Source organism: Wolbachia endosymbiont of Rhagoletis cerasi (genome assembly GCF_018454475.1).
Classification (GTDB): domain Bacteria; phylum Pseudomonadota; class Alphaproteobacteria; order Rickettsiales; family Anaplasmataceae; genus Wolbachia; species Wolbachia pipientis.
On the sequence record NZ_JADCNC010000014.1, the window covers coordinates 1 to 20,650 of the forward strand.

The 20,650-nt window shown below is 34.3% G+C and carries 19 protein-coding genes and 1 pseudogene; 7 read left to right on the forward strand and 13 right to left on the reverse strand.

Going from position 1 to position 20,650, the window contains the following annotated elements; genetic code table 11:
• Positions 1–192 precede the first annotated feature (192 nt).
• From INQ25_RS06680 to rseP, 8 genes are all read right to left on the reverse strand, one after another.
• Positions 193–324 (reverse strand): hypothetical protein, encoded by a 132-nt coding sequence (locus INQ25_RS06680; protein WP_281410250.1) that lies wholly within the window; start codon positions 322–324, stop codon positions 193–195.
• 202 nt (positions 325–526) lie between these two features.
• Positions 527–1,870, reverse strand: coding sequence for a signal recognition particle protein (gene ffh, locus INQ25_RS05200; protein WP_213863227.1), 1,344 nt, complete (start codon positions 1,868–1,870; stop codon positions 527–529).
• Positions 1,855–3,414: a proton-conducting transporter transmembrane domain-containing protein gene (locus tag INQ25_RS05205; protein WP_213863228.1), complete on the reverse strand. Its 1,560-nt coding sequence runs from the start codon at positions 3,412–3,414 to the stop codon at positions 1,855–1,857. Before INQ25_RS05205 ends, ffh begins: the two co-directional genes overlap by 16 nt.
• Positions 3,415–3,717: 303 nt before the next feature.
• On the reverse strand, positions 3,718–6,600 hold the full coding sequence (locus INQ25_RS05210; RefSeq protein WP_213863229.1) for an FAD-dependent oxidoreductase: 2,883 nt from the start codon (positions 6,598–6,600) through the stop codon (positions 3,718–3,720).
• Positions 6,601–6,645: 45 nt separating this feature from the next.
• The gene (gene fabZ / locus INQ25_RS05215; RefSeq protein WP_065094742.1) at positions 6,646–7,077 is read right to left on the reverse strand and encodes a 3-hydroxyacyl-ACP dehydratase FabZ; all 432 of its coding nucleotides are present in this window, start codon (positions 7,075–7,077) and stop codon (positions 6,646–6,648) included.
• A 4-nt stretch (positions 7,078–7,081) separates the two neighbouring features.
• The gene (locus tag INQ25_RS05220) at positions 7,082–7,633 is read right to left on the reverse strand and encodes an OmpH family outer membrane protein (protein ID WP_077188197.1); all 552 of its coding nucleotides are present in this window, start codon (positions 7,631–7,633) and stop codon (positions 7,082–7,084) included.
• Complete coding sequence (gene bamA / locus INQ25_RS05225; RefSeq protein ID WP_213863230.1) at positions 7,634–9,970, reverse strand: outer membrane protein assembly factor BamA; 2,337 nt, start codon at positions 9,968–9,970, stop codon at positions 7,634–7,636.
• Positions 9,971–9,978: 8 nt separating this feature from the next.
• Positions 9,979–11,097 carry an RIP metalloprotease RseP gene (gene rseP, locus INQ25_RS05230; protein WP_213863231.1) on the reverse strand — a complete coding sequence of 373 codons (1,119 nt, stop codon included), beginning with the start codon at positions 11,095–11,097 and terminating at the stop codon, positions 9,979–9,981.
• 99 nt (positions 11,098–11,196) lie between these two features.
• Here rseP and INQ25_RS05235 point away from each other — a divergent pair, with 99 nt between their 5' ends.
• Positions 11,197–11,475 (forward strand): FAD assembly factor SdhE, encoded by a 279-nt coding sequence (locus INQ25_RS05235; protein WP_006279484.1) that lies wholly within the window; start codon positions 11,197–11,199, stop codon positions 11,473–11,475.
• Here INQ25_RS05235 and INQ25_RS05240 read toward each other — a convergent pair.
• The 3 genes from INQ25_RS05240 to INQ25_RS05250 form a co-directional block, all read right to left on the reverse strand.
• The gene (locus INQ25_RS05240) at positions 11,450–11,776 is read right to left on the reverse strand and encodes a cell division protein ZapA (protein ID WP_213863232.1); all 327 of its coding nucleotides are present in this window, start codon (positions 11,774–11,776) and stop codon (positions 11,450–11,452) included. The genes INQ25_RS05235 and INQ25_RS05240 overlap by 26 nt on opposite strands.
• Positions 11,777–11,848: 72 nt before the next feature.
• Positions 11,849–12,127, reverse strand: a complete 279-nt coding sequence (locus INQ25_RS05245; RefSeq protein WP_010963035.1) for an HU family DNA-binding protein — start codon at positions 12,125–12,127, stop codon at positions 11,849–11,851.
• Positions 12,128–12,156: 29 nt separating this feature from the next.
• Positions 12,157–13,809 (reverse strand): 30S ribosomal protein S1, encoded by a 1,653-nt coding sequence (locus tag INQ25_RS05250; RefSeq protein WP_012673366.1) that lies wholly within the window; start codon positions 13,807–13,809, stop codon positions 12,157–12,159.
• Positions 13,810–13,948: 139 nt separating this feature from the next.
• On the opposite strand from INQ25_RS05250, the gene trmB reads away from it, so the two are divergent.
• Entirely contained in the window at positions 13,949–14,614 is a 666-nt protein-coding gene (trmB, locus tag INQ25_RS05255; protein ID WP_012673367.1) for a tRNA (guanosine(46)-N7)-methyltransferase TrmB, read from the forward strand.
• Between the two features lie 476 nt (positions 14,615–15,090).
• Here trmB and INQ25_RS05260 read toward each other — a convergent pair whose 3' ends face one another.
• Positions 15,091–15,738, reverse strand: a complete 648-nt coding sequence (locus tag INQ25_RS05260) for a heme exporter protein CcmB (RefSeq protein ID WP_213863233.1) — start codon at positions 15,736–15,738, stop codon at positions 15,091–15,093.
• Between the two features lie 106 nt (positions 15,739–15,844).
• Here INQ25_RS05260 and INQ25_RS05265 point away from each other — a divergent pair, with 106 nt between their 5' ends.
• Together INQ25_RS05265 and INQ25_RS05270 are read left to right on the forward strand one after the other, a co-directional pair.
• Positions 15,845–16,237: a TraR/DksA family transcriptional regulator gene (locus tag INQ25_RS05265; protein ID WP_213863234.1), complete on the forward strand. Its 393-nt coding sequence runs from the start codon at positions 15,845–15,847 to the stop codon at positions 16,235–16,237.
• Positions 16,238–16,533: 296 nt separating this feature from the next.
• Positions 16,534–17,677 (forward strand): annotated as a pseudogene (locus INQ25_RS05270) (transposase).
• Positions 17,678–17,686: 9 nt separating this feature from the next.
• Here INQ25_RS05270 and INQ25_RS05275 read toward each other — a convergent pair.
• Complete coding sequence (locus tag INQ25_RS05275; RefSeq protein WP_213863235.1) at positions 17,687–17,896, reverse strand: hypothetical protein; 210 nt, start codon at positions 17,894–17,896, stop codon at positions 17,687–17,689.
• A gap of 131 nt (positions 17,897–18,027) precedes the next feature.
• Between INQ25_RS05275 and der the strand changes: the two genes are divergently transcribed.
• From der to INQ25_RS05290, 3 genes are read left to right on the forward strand one after another with little or no spacing between them, the layout of a single operon-like run.
• Positions 18,028–19,353: a ribosome biogenesis GTPase Der gene (der, locus tag INQ25_RS05280; RefSeq protein ID WP_012673406.1), complete on the forward strand. Its 1,326-nt coding sequence runs from the start codon at positions 18,028–18,030 to the stop codon at positions 19,351–19,353.
• Entirely contained in the window at positions 19,350–19,871 is a 522-nt protein-coding gene (locus INQ25_RS05285) for a disulfide bond formation protein B (protein ID WP_065094847.1), read from the forward strand. The genes der and INQ25_RS05285 overlap by 4 nt, the downstream gene beginning before the upstream one ends.
• Positions 19,846–20,388, forward strand: a complete 543-nt coding sequence (locus tag INQ25_RS05290; protein WP_006279362.1) for a demethoxyubiquinone hydroxylase family protein — start codon at positions 19,846–19,848, stop codon at positions 20,386–20,388. The genes INQ25_RS05285 and INQ25_RS05290 overlap by 26 nt, the downstream gene beginning before the upstream one ends.
• Positions 20,389–20,650: the final 262 nt, after the last annotated feature.

A 20,650-nucleotide genomic window follows, 5' to 3' on the forward strand; every position in this document is an offset into this window, starting at 1 on the left:
CGGTGGCATGACCTCGTCATCCCGCTACGTGTTAGCGGGATCTATGCTTTGAGATACCGCGAATGAATCGCGGTATGACGGTGTAGATGATGGTTAAGTAATTCGTCATCCCGCTGCTTGTTAGCGGGATCTAGAGATACCGCGAATGAATCGCGGTATGACGGTTCGCGGTGGCATGACGTAGGACTGCTGTCATTCCAGTCTGGAATCCAAAAAAAAGGATGACACCTCTGGGCGCTGGGATGACAGGAGAAGGAGGCTACTTTCATGACACCATTCTTTTTTCTGGATCCAAGTAGTCAAGCTACTCGGATGACACCCCACTGGTGGCCCACACTACAATGTTCGTACAGTTATGAAATGAATCGCGGTATGACGTGTTGCTTGGGTCAGCTATAGTATTTCTTAAAATTAATAATAAATTTCTTGGCTAGCAAGAAGCTGTAAATTTTTTTGCGAGACCTAAGCCGCTTTTGATATAGCTAAAGGTTTACTGATGATTTGTCTCATTCCACTACCTGCTGACTTACTTTCTGCTTAGCATATCCATCAAATCAGATTCTTTGAGTTTACTATGGTCAACTTTACTGAACTTATTTACCATAGAGCTCATTTGATTATACTGCTTAATTAGAAGATTAATGTCAGTTACAGTTGTTCCGGACCCCTTAGAAATTCTAAGTCTTCTTTTGCCATTTAAAATATCTGGATTTTGCCTTTCTTTTTCGGTCATTGAGTTTATGATGGCTATATATTTTTTCACTTTATTGTCATCTGGCACACTGCTACTTAGCTTTTTTGTAAATGAACTAGGAATGAATTTCATTATGTTGCTAATGCCATCCATTTTACTCAGAGTTTTTAACATTCCCACTAGGTCGTTTAGGTCGAATTTACCTTTTTTCACTTTCTTTTGTAACTTATCAATTTCTTCCTGACCAACAATCTCAGCAGCTTTTTCAACCAATGAGACAACATCACCCATGCTAAGTATTCTTTTTGCAATTCTATCTGGATAAAAATCATCGAGGTCACTTAATTTTTCACCATAAGCAATAAATTTAATTGGACAATCGGCGATCATTTTCATAGAAAGAGCAGCACCACCACGTGCATCACCATCAACACGGGTAAGAATAATGCCGGTTACACCTATTACCTCATTGAATGATTTGGCAATGTTGACCGCATCCTGGCCTATCATTGCGTCGGCTACTAAAATAACTTCTGCAGGTGAAGCTATTTCCTTTACGGCTTTCAACTCATTCATCATATTATTGTCAATATGAAGCCTGCCTGCGGTATCTAGTATTAATACATCATAATTATCGTTCTTTGCTGCTGCCAGTGCCCTTTTTGTAATTGTAATGGGCTTCTCGTCTATTACTACAGGTAAAGTTTGCACATCTATTTGTTTACCTAGCACTTCAAGTTGTTTTTGGGCAGCCGGCCTATAAATGTCTAAAGAGGCAAGCATCACTTTTTTCTTTTGCTTTTTTAGCTTTAAAGCAAGCTTTCCTGAGGTGGTTGTTTTACCTGCACCTTGTAAGCCCACCATCATAATCACAGCAGGGGGTTTAACTGCTAGATTTAAGTCACTTTTCTCTGATCCGAGAACTGCAACTAAATTATCCTGCACAATTTTAATTATCATTTGTGCTGGAGAAACGCTTTTTATGACTTTTTCCCCAATCACTTTATCTTTAATGTCGTTGATGAATTTTTTTGCAACTTCAAGTGAAACGTCAGCTTCAATTAAGGCTATGCGTATTTCACGCATGGCAAGATTAAAATCATCTTCAGAAATGATTGACTTTCCTCTTAGTTTACTAAATACAGAATTTAAACTTTCGGTTAACGACTTAAACATAATAGCATTAGTAGAATACTCATTAAAAAGAGAGAAGAAGCTGAAACAAAACTCACTGAGTTATAACCCAGCACTTCCTTAAGTTTAGTAATATTATCAAAGTATAAACTAGTAAGTGAATTAGTCAAGTTTTGCAGTACGTTGGCAGACATTTCTCTCACTTTAAAGACCAATTGATTGAACAGCAAGATAATATAGGGTATGAAAGCTCTAAAAATCCAATCAACATCCATTTTAAAATTTATTCTCGGGTAAAATAACTTGCGTAAAAGAATGAACAATAAAGTGGTACATAATAACAAATTAAATTGCGACAAAATATTTTTTGTGTTGTACACAAAATCGAAAATCGAAGGTTTATTGTAAATAGGTAAGTAAGGGTTGCCAGCAATTACGCATATAGATGCTAAAATAATCATAGTCATTTTGCCTCCCCTTTCTGCTAAAGGTTTCGACTTACTTTTTGCAATAAATATGTAGTAAAGAAACTTGAGCCCCACGCTTAAATAAAGCAGTAAATTTAGAATCTTGTATAAGTTTTTATACACTTCTAAATTAGCACCACTTGCTTCAATCTCGGCTGTAATGTATGATTTGCTAATAAATCCAGCGGTTCCAGGAAATGCAGCCATTGTAAGTATTGCGATTATAGCACACATGCCTTCCACTGACATCAGTTTGCCTACTCCATTAAAACTAATTGTTTTTGTTCGTGAAATAATCGAATTGCTGACCACAAACAATAATGATTGATAAACAAGAGAGAAGATTATATGCAGTATCAAAATTGGTATTGCCTTTTCCGAAGGGCTGAGTAAACCTCCTGCAATAATCAGCAAGCCCATTTGTCCTACAACGTTATAGCATAAAAATCTACGAATATTTTGCTCGAGAGAAGCAAATATAATGCTGTAAATTGCAGTGATGGTGCCTACAAGTGCTAACATTTCAGCACAATTTTGCCATAGGTTATAAGTGTGTAAAAGCATCGCTAAAAAAGAGACTTTAGTGGTAAATAAAGAGAGATATGTAGTGCCATATAGCGATGCAGCAGGATATGCATCAACAACCCAAAACGAAAAAGGAAAACAAGCGCAGTTTATCAATAAACCCAAAATTATCAGGTTAGTGCTTTGAAGTGCCAATCCTGCTATTAATATAACTCCAACCAAAAAGTGTACACAAGCGTACCTTATTGCAGGTCCACTATCTCTACAGCTAGCTGCGATAATAAAAAATGCACTGATGGTCATTAATTCACAGAATATTATAACCAATATCATATGTTCAGATAAAACTGCATAAAGTGAACTAATAGTGTAAGCAGCAAAAGATAGCATCTCTGAAAAAGTCAAATTTTGTGCTGGTAGAACAGCTAAAAATGCAACTGATAAAAAAGATATTAGTATGGTACGAAAAGATAAATCAAAATCTAGAATTGGGAGAGACCAATTTACTGCAATGCTCAAATTTTCAGGTAATTTTAGGACTATAACTATTAATACAGTCAGTAGAAGTAACAGTGACGATTTATAAAGTTGCACAATAATTAAAACCAATATGGTTTATGCTATCTCAATATATGAATAAAATCAATTTGCATATTAACCACTAATTAAACTAATTATCATATAATTATATCAGAGTTTAGAGGGTTATAGAGAAACCGGTCAGATTAGGTTTTTAATCTAATCTGACCGATAGCTTTAATAGTGAGGTAAGCTTTAATATAGCACTCCTAATTCATAACGCTACACTCGTGCATAATTTATTTTTAATTTGTGCACGAGCGTTAGTAAATTATTTACTTTTTGAAATAAAATTTGGCATCACTTTAATATTGAGACTTAGTAAACCTCAGTAGGTCTGCCAGTTGGGCCCATAAGAATTATTTGCTCGCCTTCTCTTAAGTGTCTGCATAAATTAGTGGAGCCGCCGATTTCCAGCACAATAGTGGAAATAATTCCTTTTTTTTTGTCTACTTCAGTGCCGGTTACGGCTATACCTTCCATAGCAAGGTTTGTATTATTGGCTTTTCTGCCATTGGTTGCAAAATTTTGCAATCTAAAGAATTGCCCAGGCTTAAAATTCTTTGCCGCAAGTGGTGCTTTAATCACTATTTCTATCACTTTATCTGTTAAATATTGAACTTTTATGACTTTTGCAGTGAATTGCTCTTTGATTCTATTGAAGAATTCTTTATTAGCCAGATCTTCAATGCTTGACCACGCATTTTTTTTCTGGCCCACAACATCACACACTGGAATGACAGAAACGAAGCTATTAACTCCACTCAAAAGCTGAGAAATAATAGGGTAGCCGTTCTTAGCACTTGCCATAGCTTTCACGACGCTGCCACTATACGAAGGGTGAAGATCACCAAAAAAGCTGATTGTTTTATTGCCTTGCTTATACACTAATATTCTATCTTTATTTTGCATTTTTGGAGAAAATATTGGATCTATTTCTTTTCCCAATGAATTCAATTCAGTAAAATACCCATTACTTAATTTAAAATGCTTTTCATCTTCTGTTGCAATAACCGTATTTGGCTCAGTACCTGCTGCTATAAAAATAGAACGTGCTTTTATACGTTTGATTTCGCCAGATTTTGTGTCTATTAGTTTTATTGATTCAGCATGGTTATATTTATCCGTCACAACTTCAACTGGCTCTAAGTTTTCAATAAAGTAAATCCCTTCTGATAATGCGTTTTGTACCTCTTCGCTATTTAATCGATAACTTGGCGAGTCTTTCAGCTCTTTTCTATATACAACTTTCACTCCCCTGAGGCTCTGCATTAATTCCAATATTTTTGCTTCTCTATTCTCTTTTTTTGCTAATTCTTGCTCTGCTTGGATCAACTTTGCATGCGATATAAACTCATTCGCAATTTCGCGTTCTTCTTCTGTCCAATCTTTTTCAACACAGTCCTTTCCATACTTATCAACTAATATCTCATAACGAAGAAGAAATTTTTTTACTTGAATTGGATAATACGCTAAAGCTTCAGTGGCAGTGTCAATCGCAGTAAGCCCCGCACCTATGACAACTATCGGCATGCGAACTTGCAGATTTGCTATAGAATCGAATTTAAGAGCGCCAGTCAGTTGTAACGACATAAGAAAGTCAGATGCCATACGCACTCCTCGAGCTAGTATATTCTTTATTTTGATCATTCGTGGCTTGCCAGAGCCAAGTGCTAGGGCAATGTGATCAAAACCCAAGTTGAAAGCATCATCAACATTAATCGTGCCACCAAAACGAATGCCTCCATAAAGTACGAAATTCTCACGTCTTTCCAGCAGTAATCTAATAATCTTTAAGTAATTCTTATCCCACCGAGAAGTAATACCATATTCTGCCACCCCACCAAACCCTCCTGCCATGCGTTCACTCAATTTTTCGTGTTTGAAATCTTTAATTAGCTGGAAATTATCGATCAAAGGCTCAATTTTTAGTCCATCAATGGCAATAACGTTATGCCCATCATTCAACAAATGATGAGCTAAATTAAAACCAGCAGGACCAAGGCCTACAACTAGAACGTTTTTTCCAGTGTTTCCTCTTGGCAATGAACGCTGAAAATTTAAAGGATTCCAACGGCTGAGCAGAGAATATATTTCAAATCCGTACGGTAAACTGAGCACATCATCCAGAATCCTTGTTTCAATTGCTGGCACATTTACGGGTTCTTGTTTTTGATATATGCACGAATTCATGCAGTCATTGCATATTCTGTGTCCAGTAGCCGCGCATAATGGGTTATCTATCATCACAATTGCAAGACTTGCTATGCTGTACCCTTCGCTTTTCACCAGATTCATTTCTGATATTTTCTGCTCTAGTGGGCAGCCGTGCAGTTCAACTCTAAGTGGAGACTTTTTGAAAGTATTGTCATCATTAATTAGCCCCTTTGAGCAGCTATCCTTACTTTGCTTATGACAAAATATGCAGTAATGAGCATTATCCAATGCTTTATCTAAACTAGCCTTTTCACTTGTTAGGTCAAAACCGTATCGTCTTTTTACTTCATTTGAATACAGCACTTCAACTTTGTCCACTTCTTTTTTAGAAAATGGTATGAGGTTTTCGTGGTCAATTTTTTTATGTATGCTAAATAATATGCTCTGTTTATTTTTCACTCTCCACGCTGCATATTGTGCCGCAAGTTCTATTTCCTCTTTGTGATTTTCTTTATCTTCAAACCAATGCATCACCTGCTCAGCGAAATTTTTTTCTGTTGTTGGCAAAGTGAGAAAATGACTTAGTTTGTTAGTAATATCTATATTCGCCACATTAGTGTATTTCTTCAATGCATAGCGTTGGACAAATAACCTTTTGCATTTATATATTACAGCAAAGTCGTTGTGCTTTTTCTTTAGCTCCTCTATTTCTTTTTCAACATTGAAAAGTTTTGCAATAAATTCATCAAGTAAATATGAGAGGTCTACTATTAACTGACTATCTGTCATCCAAGTAGCTGACCGTCCTTCTTGTTTTCTAGATCCCAGTGTCAAGCACTGGGATGACGGGGGGTGACACTGGGATGATGGGAGGTGACACTGGGATGACATCGAAGAAGAAGCTGCTTTTTCTCTTGCTTCAATTAATGAACAAAACAAGCTCTCATCACATGATTTGATATAATTCAAAAATGTCTCATCTAATTTTATTAATCCATTGCGAGTATATAGATTAGAAAATGAGATGTTGAAATTCAGCTTCATTGCTATACTATACAGTGTACATGCTGTTTCTTACAGATGAAGATTTTATTTATTTTGCAATACTGCTGAGATTGTTGCTTCTGCAACTTTTTCTTCGCTAACAGATGCAATACACCTAAATTTGTGTACACCTAAACACACACTTTGAATGTTAGCTTGAAGAATCAATGTGTCCCCTGGAGTAACTAGCTTTCTGAATTTTGCATTTTCAATGGATCTCAAGTAAACAACTTTATTTTCTATTGTTTCTTTACCTAGAACACATATAGCAGATGCCTGAGCTAGAGATTCAATTATCAAGACTCCTGGCATTATTGGATGACCAGGGAAGTGGCCAATAAAAAATGGCTCATTGAAAGTCACATTTTTGATTGCTTTTATACTTTTACCAGGATCACACTCTATAACTCTATCTACTAAGAGAAACGGATAAGAATGTGGTAATATTTTTATAATATCACTGATATTAAATTGCATAAGCCTACTCAATGCCTTTCAAAGCAAATTCAGGTATTTTCTTGTTTATATTGTTTAATACCACATCTGATAAATCAACTTCATCCATGGAGTATAAAACTTGGTTCTTTTTTGAAATAAATAGTACCAAATCTATGTTGTTTTTTTCTGCCGTTTTTTTAGCGACTTCTTTTATCTTGTTAAAAACACTCTCTACTGCGTCTCTATAGCTTTCTTCTAAATGTAACATTTTTTTAGCGTAATTATCTCTAGTATTTACAGTGTGCTTATTAAACTGTTCTGTCTTTTCTTTTTTTGCTTCTTCTGACAAAAGTTCAAATTCTTCTTTTGATGGCTTAAGTTTTTCTAACTCACTTTCAAATTCTTGTTGTAATCTAGAATTCTGCTCCTTTATTTGTTGTTGTATATTTTGCAGAGCAAGAGATTCATTGATGACTTTGTCACTATCGATAATTGCAGCTTTTGTGTTCTGAGGTTGATATCCTACAAACTTATACCCCACAAATAAGGAAATAATTAAGGCAATAACTGATATAAATAACTGTATATATTTCATTCAAATCCCCGCTTCAATAGAAAATTTAACATTTGGTGATGGTATTATATCATAAGATTCCTTTACTAAAGGAAACCCGAAATCCAATCTAAGTCTACCAAAAGGAGAAAGCATTGAAAAGCCAAAACCTGGTGACACTCTCACAAGCTTGCTATCGTAGTATTTCCCTTCATACTTCTTATTTTTATCATCTAAGCCAAAAAGTGTCGCATAGTCAACAAATAGTGAGCCTTTGATACCAGCATAGTCATATAGTTTTGGTAGAGGAAAATCCACTTGCTGTGTTAGATTAAAATAAGTTTTGCCTCCTAATGAGCTTTTATTTTTGTCTTCTGCTCTTGGTCCAATACCGGAAAGGTCAAACCCTCTAATCTCATTACCCCCTTTAAAAAAGTGCTGGCCAATGTTTAGATTTTCATCAGTATAAGAAAAAATATGACCTGCCGCCATCTTAAAGCGTAGCGTTATATCATCGTCAATTTTGCTTAATATAGGGTGCGTATAAAAAGATAAGAATTCAGATTTTAGGAAATTCACGTTTCCTCCCAATCCTGAAATATCCTGACTTAAGCGCAGTAAATACCCTTCTTTTGGAGCATATAGATTATCCAGTTTATTATATGCCAACGTGTATCCCACTGATGAAATCTGATGTTTACCTTTTCGGTCCAGTATTATTTCAGAGATATCGGTGTCTTGTCCACCCTTATTATCCATGTGTATATGATTATACTTATAAGAATAGCGAAGGGAATTAGTTAAGTTCTCTGTGACTTTATATGATAACTTTGTAAAAAATCCCATATCGCAACTATCAAAAGTAGTGTTTGGTTTATCTTGTTTTTCATAAAATACACCCATGCCTAGTGACGTATCAGAATCGTTAAAATTATTTTCAACAAACTCTAAATCAGTAGAAAATACGTATTGACTTTTTTCAAGAGCAAAAGAGAGCTCTTTTCCAGTACCAAATAAATTACGGTCTTTGAGGTCAATTTTAATCAATGCTCCACCAGGAAGAGACACACCTCCTCCCAAATACAACGAAGTAGTGTTTTTTTCTTTAACATTTAAGTCAAGATTTACTGTATTGTCATTAACTGCGTAACTATTTACTTTCACTGTTTCAAAAAAATCACTACTCATTAGTTTTTTACGTGACTTTTGAATCTCAGATATATTGTACGCATCACCTTCTGCTACACTTAGCTTACTTCTGATCACTTTATCTAAAGTGCGATCGTTACCATCAATTGTAATTTGATTTATATAAATCTTTTTACCCGGCAGCACTCTGTAGGTTACATCTACAACGTTGTCACGTTGTGCATACTCTGGATTAACTTTTGCAAATATATATCCTTTTTCATTTAAATATTTGTTTATTTTTTCTACTGTATTATTAATTTTAACTCTATTAAATATCTTATCGTTTTCCTCTGTTATAAAATCCAATATTTCTTCTTTTAGGCTCAAATCCTGAATTTCAGTTTCAATATTAACCTCATTATTTCCAAATAAATACTGCTGTCCTTCGTCAATCAAAAAAGTTAACTCTGTTTGATTGTTATTATCAACCTCAACAATTGGTTGAATATTATTTTGAATATATCCCTTAGACGAATAAAAACGATCGAGCAATTCTGTGTTAATCAATAGATATTGCGGTGAATAATGATTTTCGCCTTTAAAAATGGCTCTAAATAACTTACTAAATATGTCATTACTATGTCTTTTGATAACTTGCTCTAGCTCATTTTCAGAAAAGTTTTTATTGCCTATAAATCTTATATCCTTAATTTTAGAGGTTTTGCCTTCTTTTATTTTAAAAATTAGATTGACCCTATTGCCATCAAGCTTATTCAGGTCATATTCAATTTTAACACCAATCTTACCGTTATTTCTATAAGTAGTGACTAAATTCACTAAATCGTTTTGCAATTTTGTTTCAGTTAAAATAGTTAGCGACTTTGATTGAATCACATTACTTAGCAGCTCTTTGCTGTTAAATAACTTATTGCCTTTTAACACTACCTTGTTAATCAGTGGATTTTCTTGAATTTTTATTACTAAATTTTTTTTATCATCTATGTAAGCATTAACACTAGCAAATAACTTTGTTTTATATAGATCTTTTATAATTGAGTCTATATCATCGTCGTTTATATAATCACCAGATTTTAGTTTTATATAGAACCCTATTGTCTGGTTGCTTACCCTCTCATTACCAATACATTTGACATCTTTCACCTGCACTTTTTCCGCAGTTCCTAAAGCAACAAGCAGGGCAGGAAAAGAAATAAAAACCACTACCAGTATATAAAATAGCTTTTTCATATTTTATTTCAAAAAAGATCCCTAATATCATTTGACATTCCAGTTGCCATAAGCAAAAACAACACTAAAGCACCAAAAATAGCTGCATATTTTTGACATTTCAAGCTTAAATCCCTACGTATAACCGCTTCTATGATATAATGAAATAAATGCCCACCATCTAGCAGTGGTATTGGCAGCAAGTTAATTGCAGCTAAATTAGCTGAAATAATTGCCATGAAATACACAACCATAACGACCCCCTTTTTAGCTGATTGCCCTGAATACTTTGCGATTTTTATTGGCCCACCTATTTCATTGATACTCCTTTTACCAACAATAATGTGAAAGAGAGCTTTGATCGTTAAGCACATAGTGTGGTAAGTTTCACTTACTGATAAGCTCACGGCCCCAAGAAAAGACGACTGCTTTAATGTATTGACTGAAATAATCCCTATAGTTTCTCTTTCTATTGTGTTGCCAAAAACGTCTTTGTCCTTGATTATTAATGGAGTTAAACTGGTCCTGTGCTTCTCATTATTTCTGCTATACTCAATCTCCATTCTTGTTTTAGGATTCGACATTATCACACGTGAAATATCTTCAAAGTATTTTATTTTATGCTCATTGATTTGTGTAATAGTGTCACCTGGCAACAAACCAGCTTGCTTAGCTGCACTACCTTCGATTACATTTTCAATCACCGGTGGAGTGCGATAATAACCTGCTATGCTAAAAAATATTGTAAAAGCTATAACAGCAAATACCATGTTTGCAAAAGGCCCTGCAAAAACTACTGCTGCTTTTTTATGACGCGGTTTTGTATGAAATGAATACAATTTTTCTTCTTCCGTTAATTCTTGTTGATCAGCTGGGACACTCGCTGCATTAGTATCTCCTAGCATTTTAACATAACCACCCAATGGAACAACGCTTAATTTCCATCTAGTTCCAGACTTATCGTTAAAACCAAAAATTTCAGGACCAAAACCTATGGAAAAAGATTCAACTTTAACTTTGCATGCTTTGGCAACAACATAATGCCCATATTCATGCACGAATACTATGACAGAAATTATTAAAGAAAATGATAAAAAATAATATATTCCATCGCTAAATTGATGGATAAGATTAGAAATTAATTCCACCTGTATATTTAGATCTTAACAAAATGTTAAGTATATTAAAATGCGCCTCGCTTGACAAGTATTTAGTTTAACTTTTAAATTAAAAAAAGTTTAATTGTAATGACAGATACCTCACTACTCAGAAGAAAATTAATATATAGAAGCTGGCATAGGGGTTGCAAAGAAACCGATATACTTTTAGGGCATTTCGCATTGAAATATCTTGATAAATTTTCCTTAAGCGAACTAATCGAATACGAAAAAATAGTTGATCTTGATGATTACGAATTATATTGTTACATAACTCGTAAGACAAACCTCCCTCCTGGCTTGAATAGTCAGATAGTCAATTTAATTGCTTGCTTTATTGAAGCTAATCCTTTATGCACTCAAGATTAGTGATAATCTTATTTACCTTATCTAGTACCTCAGTATATTCTATTCTTTTCTCGTTTCTATACTTTTCGCGCTCTTGATTTACTTCATCTAATCGCTTTGTTAATTCTAAAATTTTATCCTCAAGAATTAGTGCTGCAAGTAAGAAATTTAATGCATCCGAACCCTTACCTCCAGTTTTTTGAGATACAGAACTAACTAACTTGTCAAAACTATTAGCAAGGCGTAATAAATGATTCCCCTGCCCACTTTCGCAAGATATTTTATATGTGTTATTACGTATAACTATTTCTACTACTTGCATATGGTGCTAAAAATTTCTATCGTACAGTATAAACTCAAACCCCTACTTTCATCTTATTTATGGTATAAATTTTTATTCATTTATCAAATCAGATAATTTTTTACTGCTACGAAAATATGTTTTAAAGTATTGATTCTTTGTAAACTTCTGTAACATTAAATGGCTTGTTTCTTTCAAGTTATAACTTCTAACTGAAAAAGAACCAAACCCCCTAATTTCAACTCTATTATGATGTTTCAATGTGCTTGAAAGTATCCCAAAAAATCTATCAACTATAGCTGCTATAACAATCTTATCTAAAAAAGGATGTCTTTTTGCTACCCTCGCTATTATATCAGACTTTGTTGCCATTTATATGAAGCCAAAATAAGTAAACCTTATCACTTAGCAGATAATGCTATGTTATATTCTTCAACACCCAATACTTCAACTTCTATTTTTTCTGATATAGAGAATTTTTTATTCTCTGGTAAATGCTCTTGATCTATTAGAAGGGTTACATCGTTCTCAACTTCAACGACTAGTCCATTATCTTCTCTCTTACCTACAATAACCTGTATTTTATCACCTACCTTAACTTTCTTTATCAGTTCTTCAAGAGGATCATACTCTATTTGTTTTATTCCAAGATAAATTCTTGCCCGATTCACGTTAGCCCTTATTACTTTTGCTTCTATTTTATCACCTACATTATACTTCTTTATCTCATCTGAACCATTTTTAGACCAACTAAAATCTTTCACATATATTGTCCCTTCTACGTTCTCATCTATTTCAGAATCACCGAAAGCAACAGATACATATGAGCCGGTATTATTCTTCACTTCACCAGAAACAATAGAACCAGGAGGATATTTATTGATAAATACTTGCCAAGGGTTGTCTACACACCTTTTCATGCTTAAACTCATCCTACTCTTAGCAATGTCAATACTGAGAATTTTTACATATACTTCTTGTCCCCTTGTTACGAGACTACTAACTGGTAAATTACTCTTAACCCAAGTTATTTCTGACGAGTGCACTAAACCTTCAATTCCAGGTCTAAGCTCAACAAATAATCCATAATCTTCTATGCTTGTTACATAACCCTTATGCACACTATCAACTGGATATTTTGACTCTGCATCTTGCCAAGGGCTATCTTCTAGCTGCTTCACACCCAAGGAAATTTTAGCATTTTCCTTATCTATTTTTATAATTTTAACTTTTATAGTCTGACCACAAGTAAAAACTGCAGACGGATGACTTACCCTACTCCAAGAGATATCTGTAATATGTAACAATCCATCTATAACTCCCACTACATCTGATTCATGAATACCGACAAATACACCGTAATGAGTGATACTTTTTATTTTCCCTTCTATTATATCGCCTTCATTTAAAGATTCTAAAAATTTAATTTTTTCACCAGCGTGCAATTTTTCTAACACCAGCTTTCTTGATACTACAATATTGCCCTGCTTCTTATCCATTTTAAGCACGATGAACTTTTGTTCAGTTTCAATAAGGTGCTTCGCATCTTTTACTTGCTTCAAATCCACATGACTCAGCGGTAAAAAAGCGCTTATTCCGTCACCAAGATCAACAATAAAGCCACATTTAATTGAGCGTTTAATAACTCCGCTTACTTCAGCCCTTGTAACTGTATCTTCTTCCAACTTATTCCATTTTTCGTCCCTAATTGCTTTTTCACGACTAAGAACAACATTACCATGATAATCTTCAATTCTTTCCACATAAACTCTGATTTTCGAGCCAATAATGACCTCATCATTACAACCGAGTTCCTTGATCAGAATTCTCCCGTCAGATTTTAAACCAATATCAACCACAACGTCGTTAGGGTTTATTCTTGTAATTACACCTTCTACCACATCTCCTTCTTTAATTTTGTTAACAAAAGAATCTTCAAACAAGGTATTATCTTGATCCTCAAATTGGCCTTGACATATCTCTTCTATAAATTTGTTTGATGATAGCTTTCTGATAGTAACCGGTAGATTTACGACTGGATTATTATTATTCATACCTTTAACTTAAACTTTATTAGAACTCATATATTATATAATATTAACAATTATTGACAAGTAATTTTTCATTAACTCATTTCGAGAATTGTTTAAGCTATATAAAATATAGTGAGAAAATTATATATGTATCAAGAATATGCTATTTAAGAATAGCAAGTGGATTAGATCGTTCTCCAGAAGGTCCAGGCTAAAACCTGATGTTGATGAAATATTGGAAAAATATTCTATTCAAAACAGCAAGGAATCTATAGAGAAAATTGTAAATTCACAAAAAAGAATATGGGTAGAAATAGGCTTTGGCAACGGTGAAAATATGCTTTACCAGGTGCTCAATGAACCTGATCTATTATTTATAGGATGTGAGCCCTACTTAAAGGGGGTTTCTCGCTTGCTAACAAACATAGAAATACAGAACATAAAAAATATTTTAATGTGGACAGAAGATGCAAGAGAATTGATTGCAAATTTTCCTGATAACAGTGTTGAAAGATTCTTTATTCTCTTTCCAGATCCATGGCCAAAAAGAAGTCACAATAAAAGACGATTAATTAATACGGAATTTTTAAATTTATTAGCAAAAAAAATACTTATAACAGGGGAAATATTCATTGCAACCGATCATCAGGACTATGCAGAGTGGATAGCATCACATATAAAGCAGTGTAACTCTTTAATCTATAGGGAAGACGATTTCACAAGTTATACTCTTACAAAATACCACAGAAGAGCGCTCAAAGATCAGCGTAAAGTGAGGTTCTTTAAAGTAAGTGTTATTAATAATTTGCAGACTATGGATCAATAGAGTTTTTGCATATCTCTTTTACGTTAACTATAGATTAAAAATAATAAAAAAAGAGGGAGAAATAGAGTAAATTCCTTTAACTACTTCTCCTTATGAAGGAATAGACTTCTTGCATAACCCAAACTAAGTAGAAAAAAGGTATCATCCAAGTAGCCCCTTTCTCGTCATGCCGCTGCGAATCGTCATACCGCCGCGGCGCTAACACGTAGCGGGATGATGAGGCTTATCGTCATGCCACCGCGAACCGTCATACTGTCACGGTATCTCTTAGCCGCTAACAAGTAGCGGGATGACGGTTGTCAGGTTAGCTGTTATCCCAGTTTTTGACACTGGGATGACAACGAAGGGCTACTTGGATGACAGGGAAGGATGCTGGAATGAAGGTTTTTCAAATTGTCGATAAACCTAAATCTATAATAACTATTTGCCTTTTTTCTAGGTTATGCAAGAAGTCTACTGAATAACAGTAAGATTTTTCAATCCTGTTCCACAGCAAATTTTAGTGCCATGTGAGTAGTTATGGTGCTGTTAACAATCAAAATAACAAAAACTAAGATGGTGATTAGTAGTGTATAAATATTCAAGGATAAATTTTCAAATTGAGCTAGCATTTTAAAATACACAAAGGTTGGCATTATCATTGGCAAAACAAGAATTTGCGATACTCCTGATGCTAAGTTGTTTCGACCAATCATCAATGCATTTCCAGTAGCTGAAATATTAATGATTATCAGCGTATTAAATAATAAAGACACTCCAACTGCTATTGAGTGTTCAACACTATTGCCTAGAACTGCAAGGCTGAATATGGAAGAAATTACTGAAATCGGTAACCCAAATAATAACCAGTGAGCGAAAATTTTATAAGCAACTATAAGCCTAGAAGAGAGTGGCTGTACAAAGATTTGCTCTAATATTCCATCATGATAATCAGATGTAAACAAATTATTTGTAGAGATCTGCAAAACAAATGTAGCACATATCCATGTTAATGTTAACATAACTTCTTGTTTATTGTTGTTTTCAAGTGTAAATGAAGATAAACTTAACATTATGATAAAAATACATACTATATAGGTAAAGTTCTTATCATCTATTACTAATTTTTTTACTGGGTCGATCATACTAGGCTTTTAAATGTTTATTATAAATTATAGTGTTTACTTTGAGGTAGTATAATTTTTTGTTCATAAGTTATATAGGTTTTATTATTTTTTTGATAATGCAATTATGGAAAAGTTACCGAAAATAAAGTCACCAGAAGATTACACTCCTTCAGAAGATGAAGAATATATGAGCGTAAAACAACTGGAATACTTCAGCTTAAAGTTACAGTCAATACTTGCTGAGCTGGAGAAACAAGAACTAGAAGAGAATAGTATTGATACATACTATTCTGATGGAGATAGTGGAAACGAGGAATTGATCAAGCGTCGAAAAGATAGAAAAGAAAAAATTAAGGAGGCGTTAGAAAAAATAAAATTAGGCACTTATGGTTACTGCGATGGAACAGGAGAAGAAATAGGAGTCGAAAGACTTAAAGCTAATCCGCTTGCTATATATTGTATTGAAGAGCAAGAGAGAGTAGAAAAAGAAAAGAACGTGTACAACATTGACGATTAATTTACACATAAGTGGTGAGCCCATTGGACTTCAAGAGGAGCAAGAGGCGCTGAAGTATGTTATGCTATAAAGAAAGTGGAAAATTGGACATTCTCAACTTGACTCCTGCAGATTAAAAATTAAGTTGTATCCGTTCAGGCAATGGCGTCAACTTAAGGAAAAATGTCAGAGATTGTGTATAAAATTTCTCTCTAAATTTTTTATCATTAAATTATCCAAAGAGTGCAAGGGACAGCACTTTTGTTTCTGTTTTATTTCAACAAAGAAGTCTAAAATGTGTCCTTTTTAGGTGAAATATGCAAAAAGGAAAAAACCTTATTCTACAAATTAAAAATATAATATACTCGAAAACTTTTCAGAAAATCCATTGTGTTGAGTTTTACACGAACAAGAAAACTTCCTTTTTCGACAGTATTTTCTATGATTTTAAAGTTAGTTAAAAAAAGTTTGGGAATAGAATGTGAACTTATGGAGCCATTGACATGTACCCTCAAAGCAAGCTTTTTCTAAAGCAAGGTATAAGATTTGCCATACAGGCTTTCAAGAATTTAAGCATCCAAACAGCCTATCAGGATGAACCTGAGTTGGAGAGGCTATAGACTTATTGCAGCAGATGGTTCTGGTATGAGATTACCCAGCTCTGGGAAAATTGTATCCGAGTTTGAACCAAATGGAACAACAGGCACCATTGGCAATTTGTTTGTTGATTTGTGTACTTTGCTGATTTGTAGTGCTCGTCTTGCAGCTTGGAATATAGGTGAACAAACGTTGGCGGCAGAGCAATTACCCGAAGTTATCACTCAAATGCGTTTATTAAATCAAGAGAAATTATTATTTATCTATGATCGTCTTCAGTAAAATTCATTCAGCAGCATTATGATTTGGAAGTAGACTTTATTTTTCGCTTGCAAAAAAGAAATTATAATAAGCTATGGGAACGCTGGCGAATTAGATTTTGATTTTATATTAGAAAATGAAAAGCTAAAAAATAAAATGAAAGGACAGAAAGTAAGAGTTATAGTGCTGACATTAGCCAACTGAGAAACAGAGTTTTTGACCGAGACTTTGGAGCAAAGCTTATGTGTTAAGGTGGCACATAGAGGAGTGCTATAAACGACTCAAAGTAGGAGCAGAGTTAGAGAATTTTTCTGGAGAGGCTGTATTACAAGAATTTTGGGCAAACTTGGTCATGTGCAATATATTATCGCTTCATATATGTGATGCACAAGGGCCTTGGAACCCAGATCAAATTACTGAGTATCGTTTAAATTTTTCAGTTTTATTTGGTGTAATGAGGCAGAAACTCTATCAGGTACTTATTGCGCCAAAAAACTTTCAAGCCCTTTTTAAGTATACGCGCTAAAGTTAAAATCCGACCGGGACAGCCGCAATAAAGTAGATAAGCCTAAACGCCATCATGTCTTTAGGAGAGTTTGCTAATGAAAGTTCTTAAGTTGACGCCATTGACTGTTCCGATTCGTTATATGACATAAGAGCATCATATATTTCATGCAATGTATTTGAGATGTTTTTTTCCATATGTTGATTAATATGCCCATATATTGTCGTCTCTTCCGAACACTCTGTATCTTTATGTATATGATTTTGTTGCTTTAATTCTTCTCTATCTATACTCTCTATTTGCTCTGACACTAGCATAACTACCCCATATTTTACATAACGAAATAAAAAAATTCTAACTGTAGTATGCTTATATAATCTACGAAGTCAATAGTTAAATTGAAAAGTTTCGGTTATAATTTACTTCATATAGAACATGCCCTTGAATTATGCTAAAAATCGCCATAGTAGGCCTACCAAATGCTGGAAAATCGACCCTATTCAACAGATTAGTAGGAAGAAAAGCAGCAGTAGTGAGTAACATTCCAGGAGTGACAAGGGATAGGCGAGAGGGAATGGGGAGAATTAGCGATTTGGAGTTTAAAGTTATAGATACAGGAGGATGGAACGACCAAACTAGTTTTTCACTGCAAGTTATTGAGCAAATAGAGTTTTCTTTATCCAGTTCAAACATAATTTTCTTTCTTGTTGACGCAAAAGTGCAAAATGAGCGAAATAAAGAGTTTGCAAAGTGGCTGAAGAGAAAAATAAATAAACCTGTGATACTGATAGCAAATAAATGCGAGAGTCATAAATCCGAAAATGTTGATTATTTGCAGTTTTTTGATTTTCTTGGCCCGGTGTATATCTCTGCCGAGCATAATCTTGGCATGGTTGATCTTTATGATGCATTAGCTGGTGTTATTGAAAATTTTAACGAGAACACTGAGTTACCTAACAATGAACTGAGTAGGCTGAGGATCGCGATCATCGGCCGTCCGAATGTTGGAAAATCAACTTTTTTAAATGGTTTACTTGCAGAAAACAGACTAATAACAAGTTCAGAGCCAGGTACCACACGTGATTCTGTGGATATTACATATGATCATGATGGAGAGTTAATTACTCTAATTGACACTGCCGGAATCCGCAGAAAGGCGAATGTTGTAGATGGCTTAGAATCAAGATTTGTTGAGAAAAGCATGGAATCAATCAAGCGCTCTCATGTGGTAGTTTTAATGCTAGACTCCCTAGTTGGTATTGAGCAGCAGGATTTATCAATTGGTGAAGCTGCAATTAAGGGAGGGAAAGGGATTATTGTTGTTTTAAATAAGTGGGATTTAATAGGTAAGGATGACAGAAGCAGGTTAATAAAATTTGTCAAACAACAGGAAGTAACCAGGTTATTCTTGGAAGTGCCAACTATAACAATTTCTGCGTTAAAAGGCATGCGCTGCGGTGATGTGATAGATAAGTGTCTTGAAGTGAGTGAATCCTTGAACAAGAAGATCAGCACTGCAAAACTGAATAAGTGGCTCATAGATGCTGTAGGAAAACATTCTCACCCTCTTGTAAAAGGCAAAGCAGTTAAAATGAAGTATATCGCTCAAATTGGTACTAAACCTCCAGCTTTTTCTTTGATATGTAACATACCTGAAAGTGTTGATGAAAGTTACAAACGCTATTTAATTAACGATCTCAGAAAAAATTTCTTTGCAGACGGTGTGCCAGTTAGATTGCTTTTGAAAAAAAATAAAAATCCCTATGTAAAATGAATACTCTGCTTTATACTTTCAGGGATAATTTACTTAAAGTTATGTGTAATAATTCCAGAATTCCTGCAATCTTTCTGCTGTCGAGTGCCGCTGCTCTAATTTTTGCATATGTGCTAGAATATTTTTTCAACATGCTGCCATGCAAGTTATGTACATACGAGCGAATAGTTTACTATATCGCCGGATTACTTGCAGTAGCGTGCATGCTTAAAGACAACAAAATTCTAATCTATGCAATGTTTTGCAGCTACCTCATAGGTGCAGTAATATCTTTTTATCATGTAGGTCTTGAACTCCACTTATTTCATGATGTTTTAGGTTGTACAGAGCAAGCAAGTGGTAACGTTAGTATAGAAGAGCTCAGAAATAATCTACTAAATCCTAATTACTCTCCATCTTGTGACAGACCTCATTACGTTCTAGGTGTTTCCTTAGCAACATGGAATCTAATTTATCTCATAGTAGCTCTGTTCGTATCAGGTAAGGTGTATTGTGGAGAAAGAAAGAAATCTAAATAATTTAAGGTACAGCAACAATCAGTTCTTGCAACAGGCAATTAGAGTAGATCACGCTGGAGAATATGGAGCTATTTGCATTTATTCTGGTCAAAAATTTATTCTTAAGAAATCTTCTATAATCAATGAAATAATTGAAATGGAAGAGCAGGAAAAAAAGCATTTTCACTATTTTAATGAGAAAATCAAAGAGCAAAAAGTTCGTCCTACTGTTTTGTTGCCTGTTTGGCGTGTTTTAGGAGTGTCGCTTGGCGTTGCAACTGCCATTATGGGCAAAAAAGCTGCTATGGCTTGCACTGCTGCAGTTGAAGAAGTTATCGGGGAGCACTACAAAGAGCAAGTTTCACATTTAGAAGATGGGGAATTAAGAGAAACTATAAGTAAATTTCGCGACGAGGAGTTAGAGCACAAAGATATTGCAATTCAGCACAATGCTGAAAGCGCATTTGGCTACAACATTTTATCATCATTCATAAAAACAGGCTGCAAAACTGCTATTTACTTGTCTAAGTTAATTTAACTAAGCAGCTTTCTTAAAGTGTTTTAAATGTTCTGATAACAACAGAAACCAGGAAGGAATTCAAGTGTAACAATTATTTTATAACTATATTTACATATCACCATTATTAATAAATAATTAGTATTTGTAAATTAAATACATCTAAAGTATAGACTGCAAAGGAGGCAAAAGTGCGTTTTAATTTAGAAGAGGGAAATGCTCTTATGTAATACCTGCCACAGGTTCACAACTGTACGAACATTCATTTTTGAAGGTAAATTGC

What these genes read in the sequence shown, in the direction of transcription:
- INQ25_RS05240 (WP_213863232.1), bottom strand. Translation starts at nt 11,776, where the DNA reads ATGCAAGTAGTAGAAATAGTTATACGTAATAACACATATAAAATATCT.
- INQ25_RS05210 (WP_213863229.1), bottom strand. Translation starts at nt 6,600, where the DNA reads ATGAAGCTGAATTTCAACATCTCATTTTCTAATCTATATACTCGCAAT.
- INQ25_RS05220 (WP_077188197.1), bottom strand. Translation starts at nt 7,633, where the DNA reads ATGAAATATATACAGTTATTTATATCAGTTATTGCCTTAATTATTTCC.
- trmB (WP_012673367.1), top strand. Translation starts at nt 13,949, where the DNA reads ATGCTATTTAAGAATAGCAAGTGGATTAGATCGTTCTCCAGAAGGTCC.
- ffh (WP_213863227.1), bottom strand. Translation starts at nt 1,870, where the DNA reads ATGTTTAAGTCGTTAACCGAAAGTTTAAATTCTGTATTTAGTAAACTA.
- bamA (WP_213863230.1), bottom strand. Translation starts at nt 9,970, where the DNA reads ATGAAAAAGCTATTTTATATACTGGTAGTGGTTTTTATTTCTTTTCCT.
- INQ25_RS05250 (WP_012673366.1), bottom strand. Translation starts at nt 13,809, where the DNA reads ATGAATAATAATAATCCAGTCGTAAATCTACCGGTTACTATCAGAAAG.
- fabZ (WP_065094742.1), bottom strand. Translation starts at nt 7,077, where the DNA reads ATGCAATTTAATATCAGTGATATTATAAAAATATTACCACATTCTTAT.
- INQ25_RS05260 (WP_213863233.1), bottom strand. Translation starts at nt 15,738, where the DNA reads ATGATCGACCCAGTAAAAAAATTAGTAATAGATGATAAGAACTTTACC.
- INQ25_RS05265 (WP_213863234.1), top strand. Translation starts at nt 15,845, where the DNA reads ATGGAAAAGTTACCGAAAATAAAGTCACCAGAAGATTACACTCCTTCA.
- INQ25_RS05275 (WP_213863235.1), bottom strand. Translation starts at nt 17,896, where the DNA reads ATGCTAGTGTCAGAGCAAATAGAGAGTATAGATAGAGAAGAATTAAAG.
- INQ25_RS05245 (WP_010963035.1), bottom strand. Translation starts at nt 12,127, where the DNA reads ATGGCAACAAAGTCTGATATAATAGCGAGGGTAGCAAAAAGACATCCT.
- der (WP_012673406.1), top strand. Translation starts at nt 18,028, where the DNA reads ATGCTAAAAATCGCCATAGTAGGCCTACCAAATGCTGGAAAATCGACC.
- INQ25_RS05235 (WP_006279484.1), top strand. Translation starts at nt 11,197, where the DNA reads ATGACAGATACCTCACTACTCAGAAGAAAATTAATATATAGAAGCTGG.
- INQ25_RS05285 (WP_065094847.1), top strand. Translation starts at nt 19,350, where the DNA reads ATGAATACTCTGCTTTATACTTTCAGGGATAATTTACTTAAAGTTATG.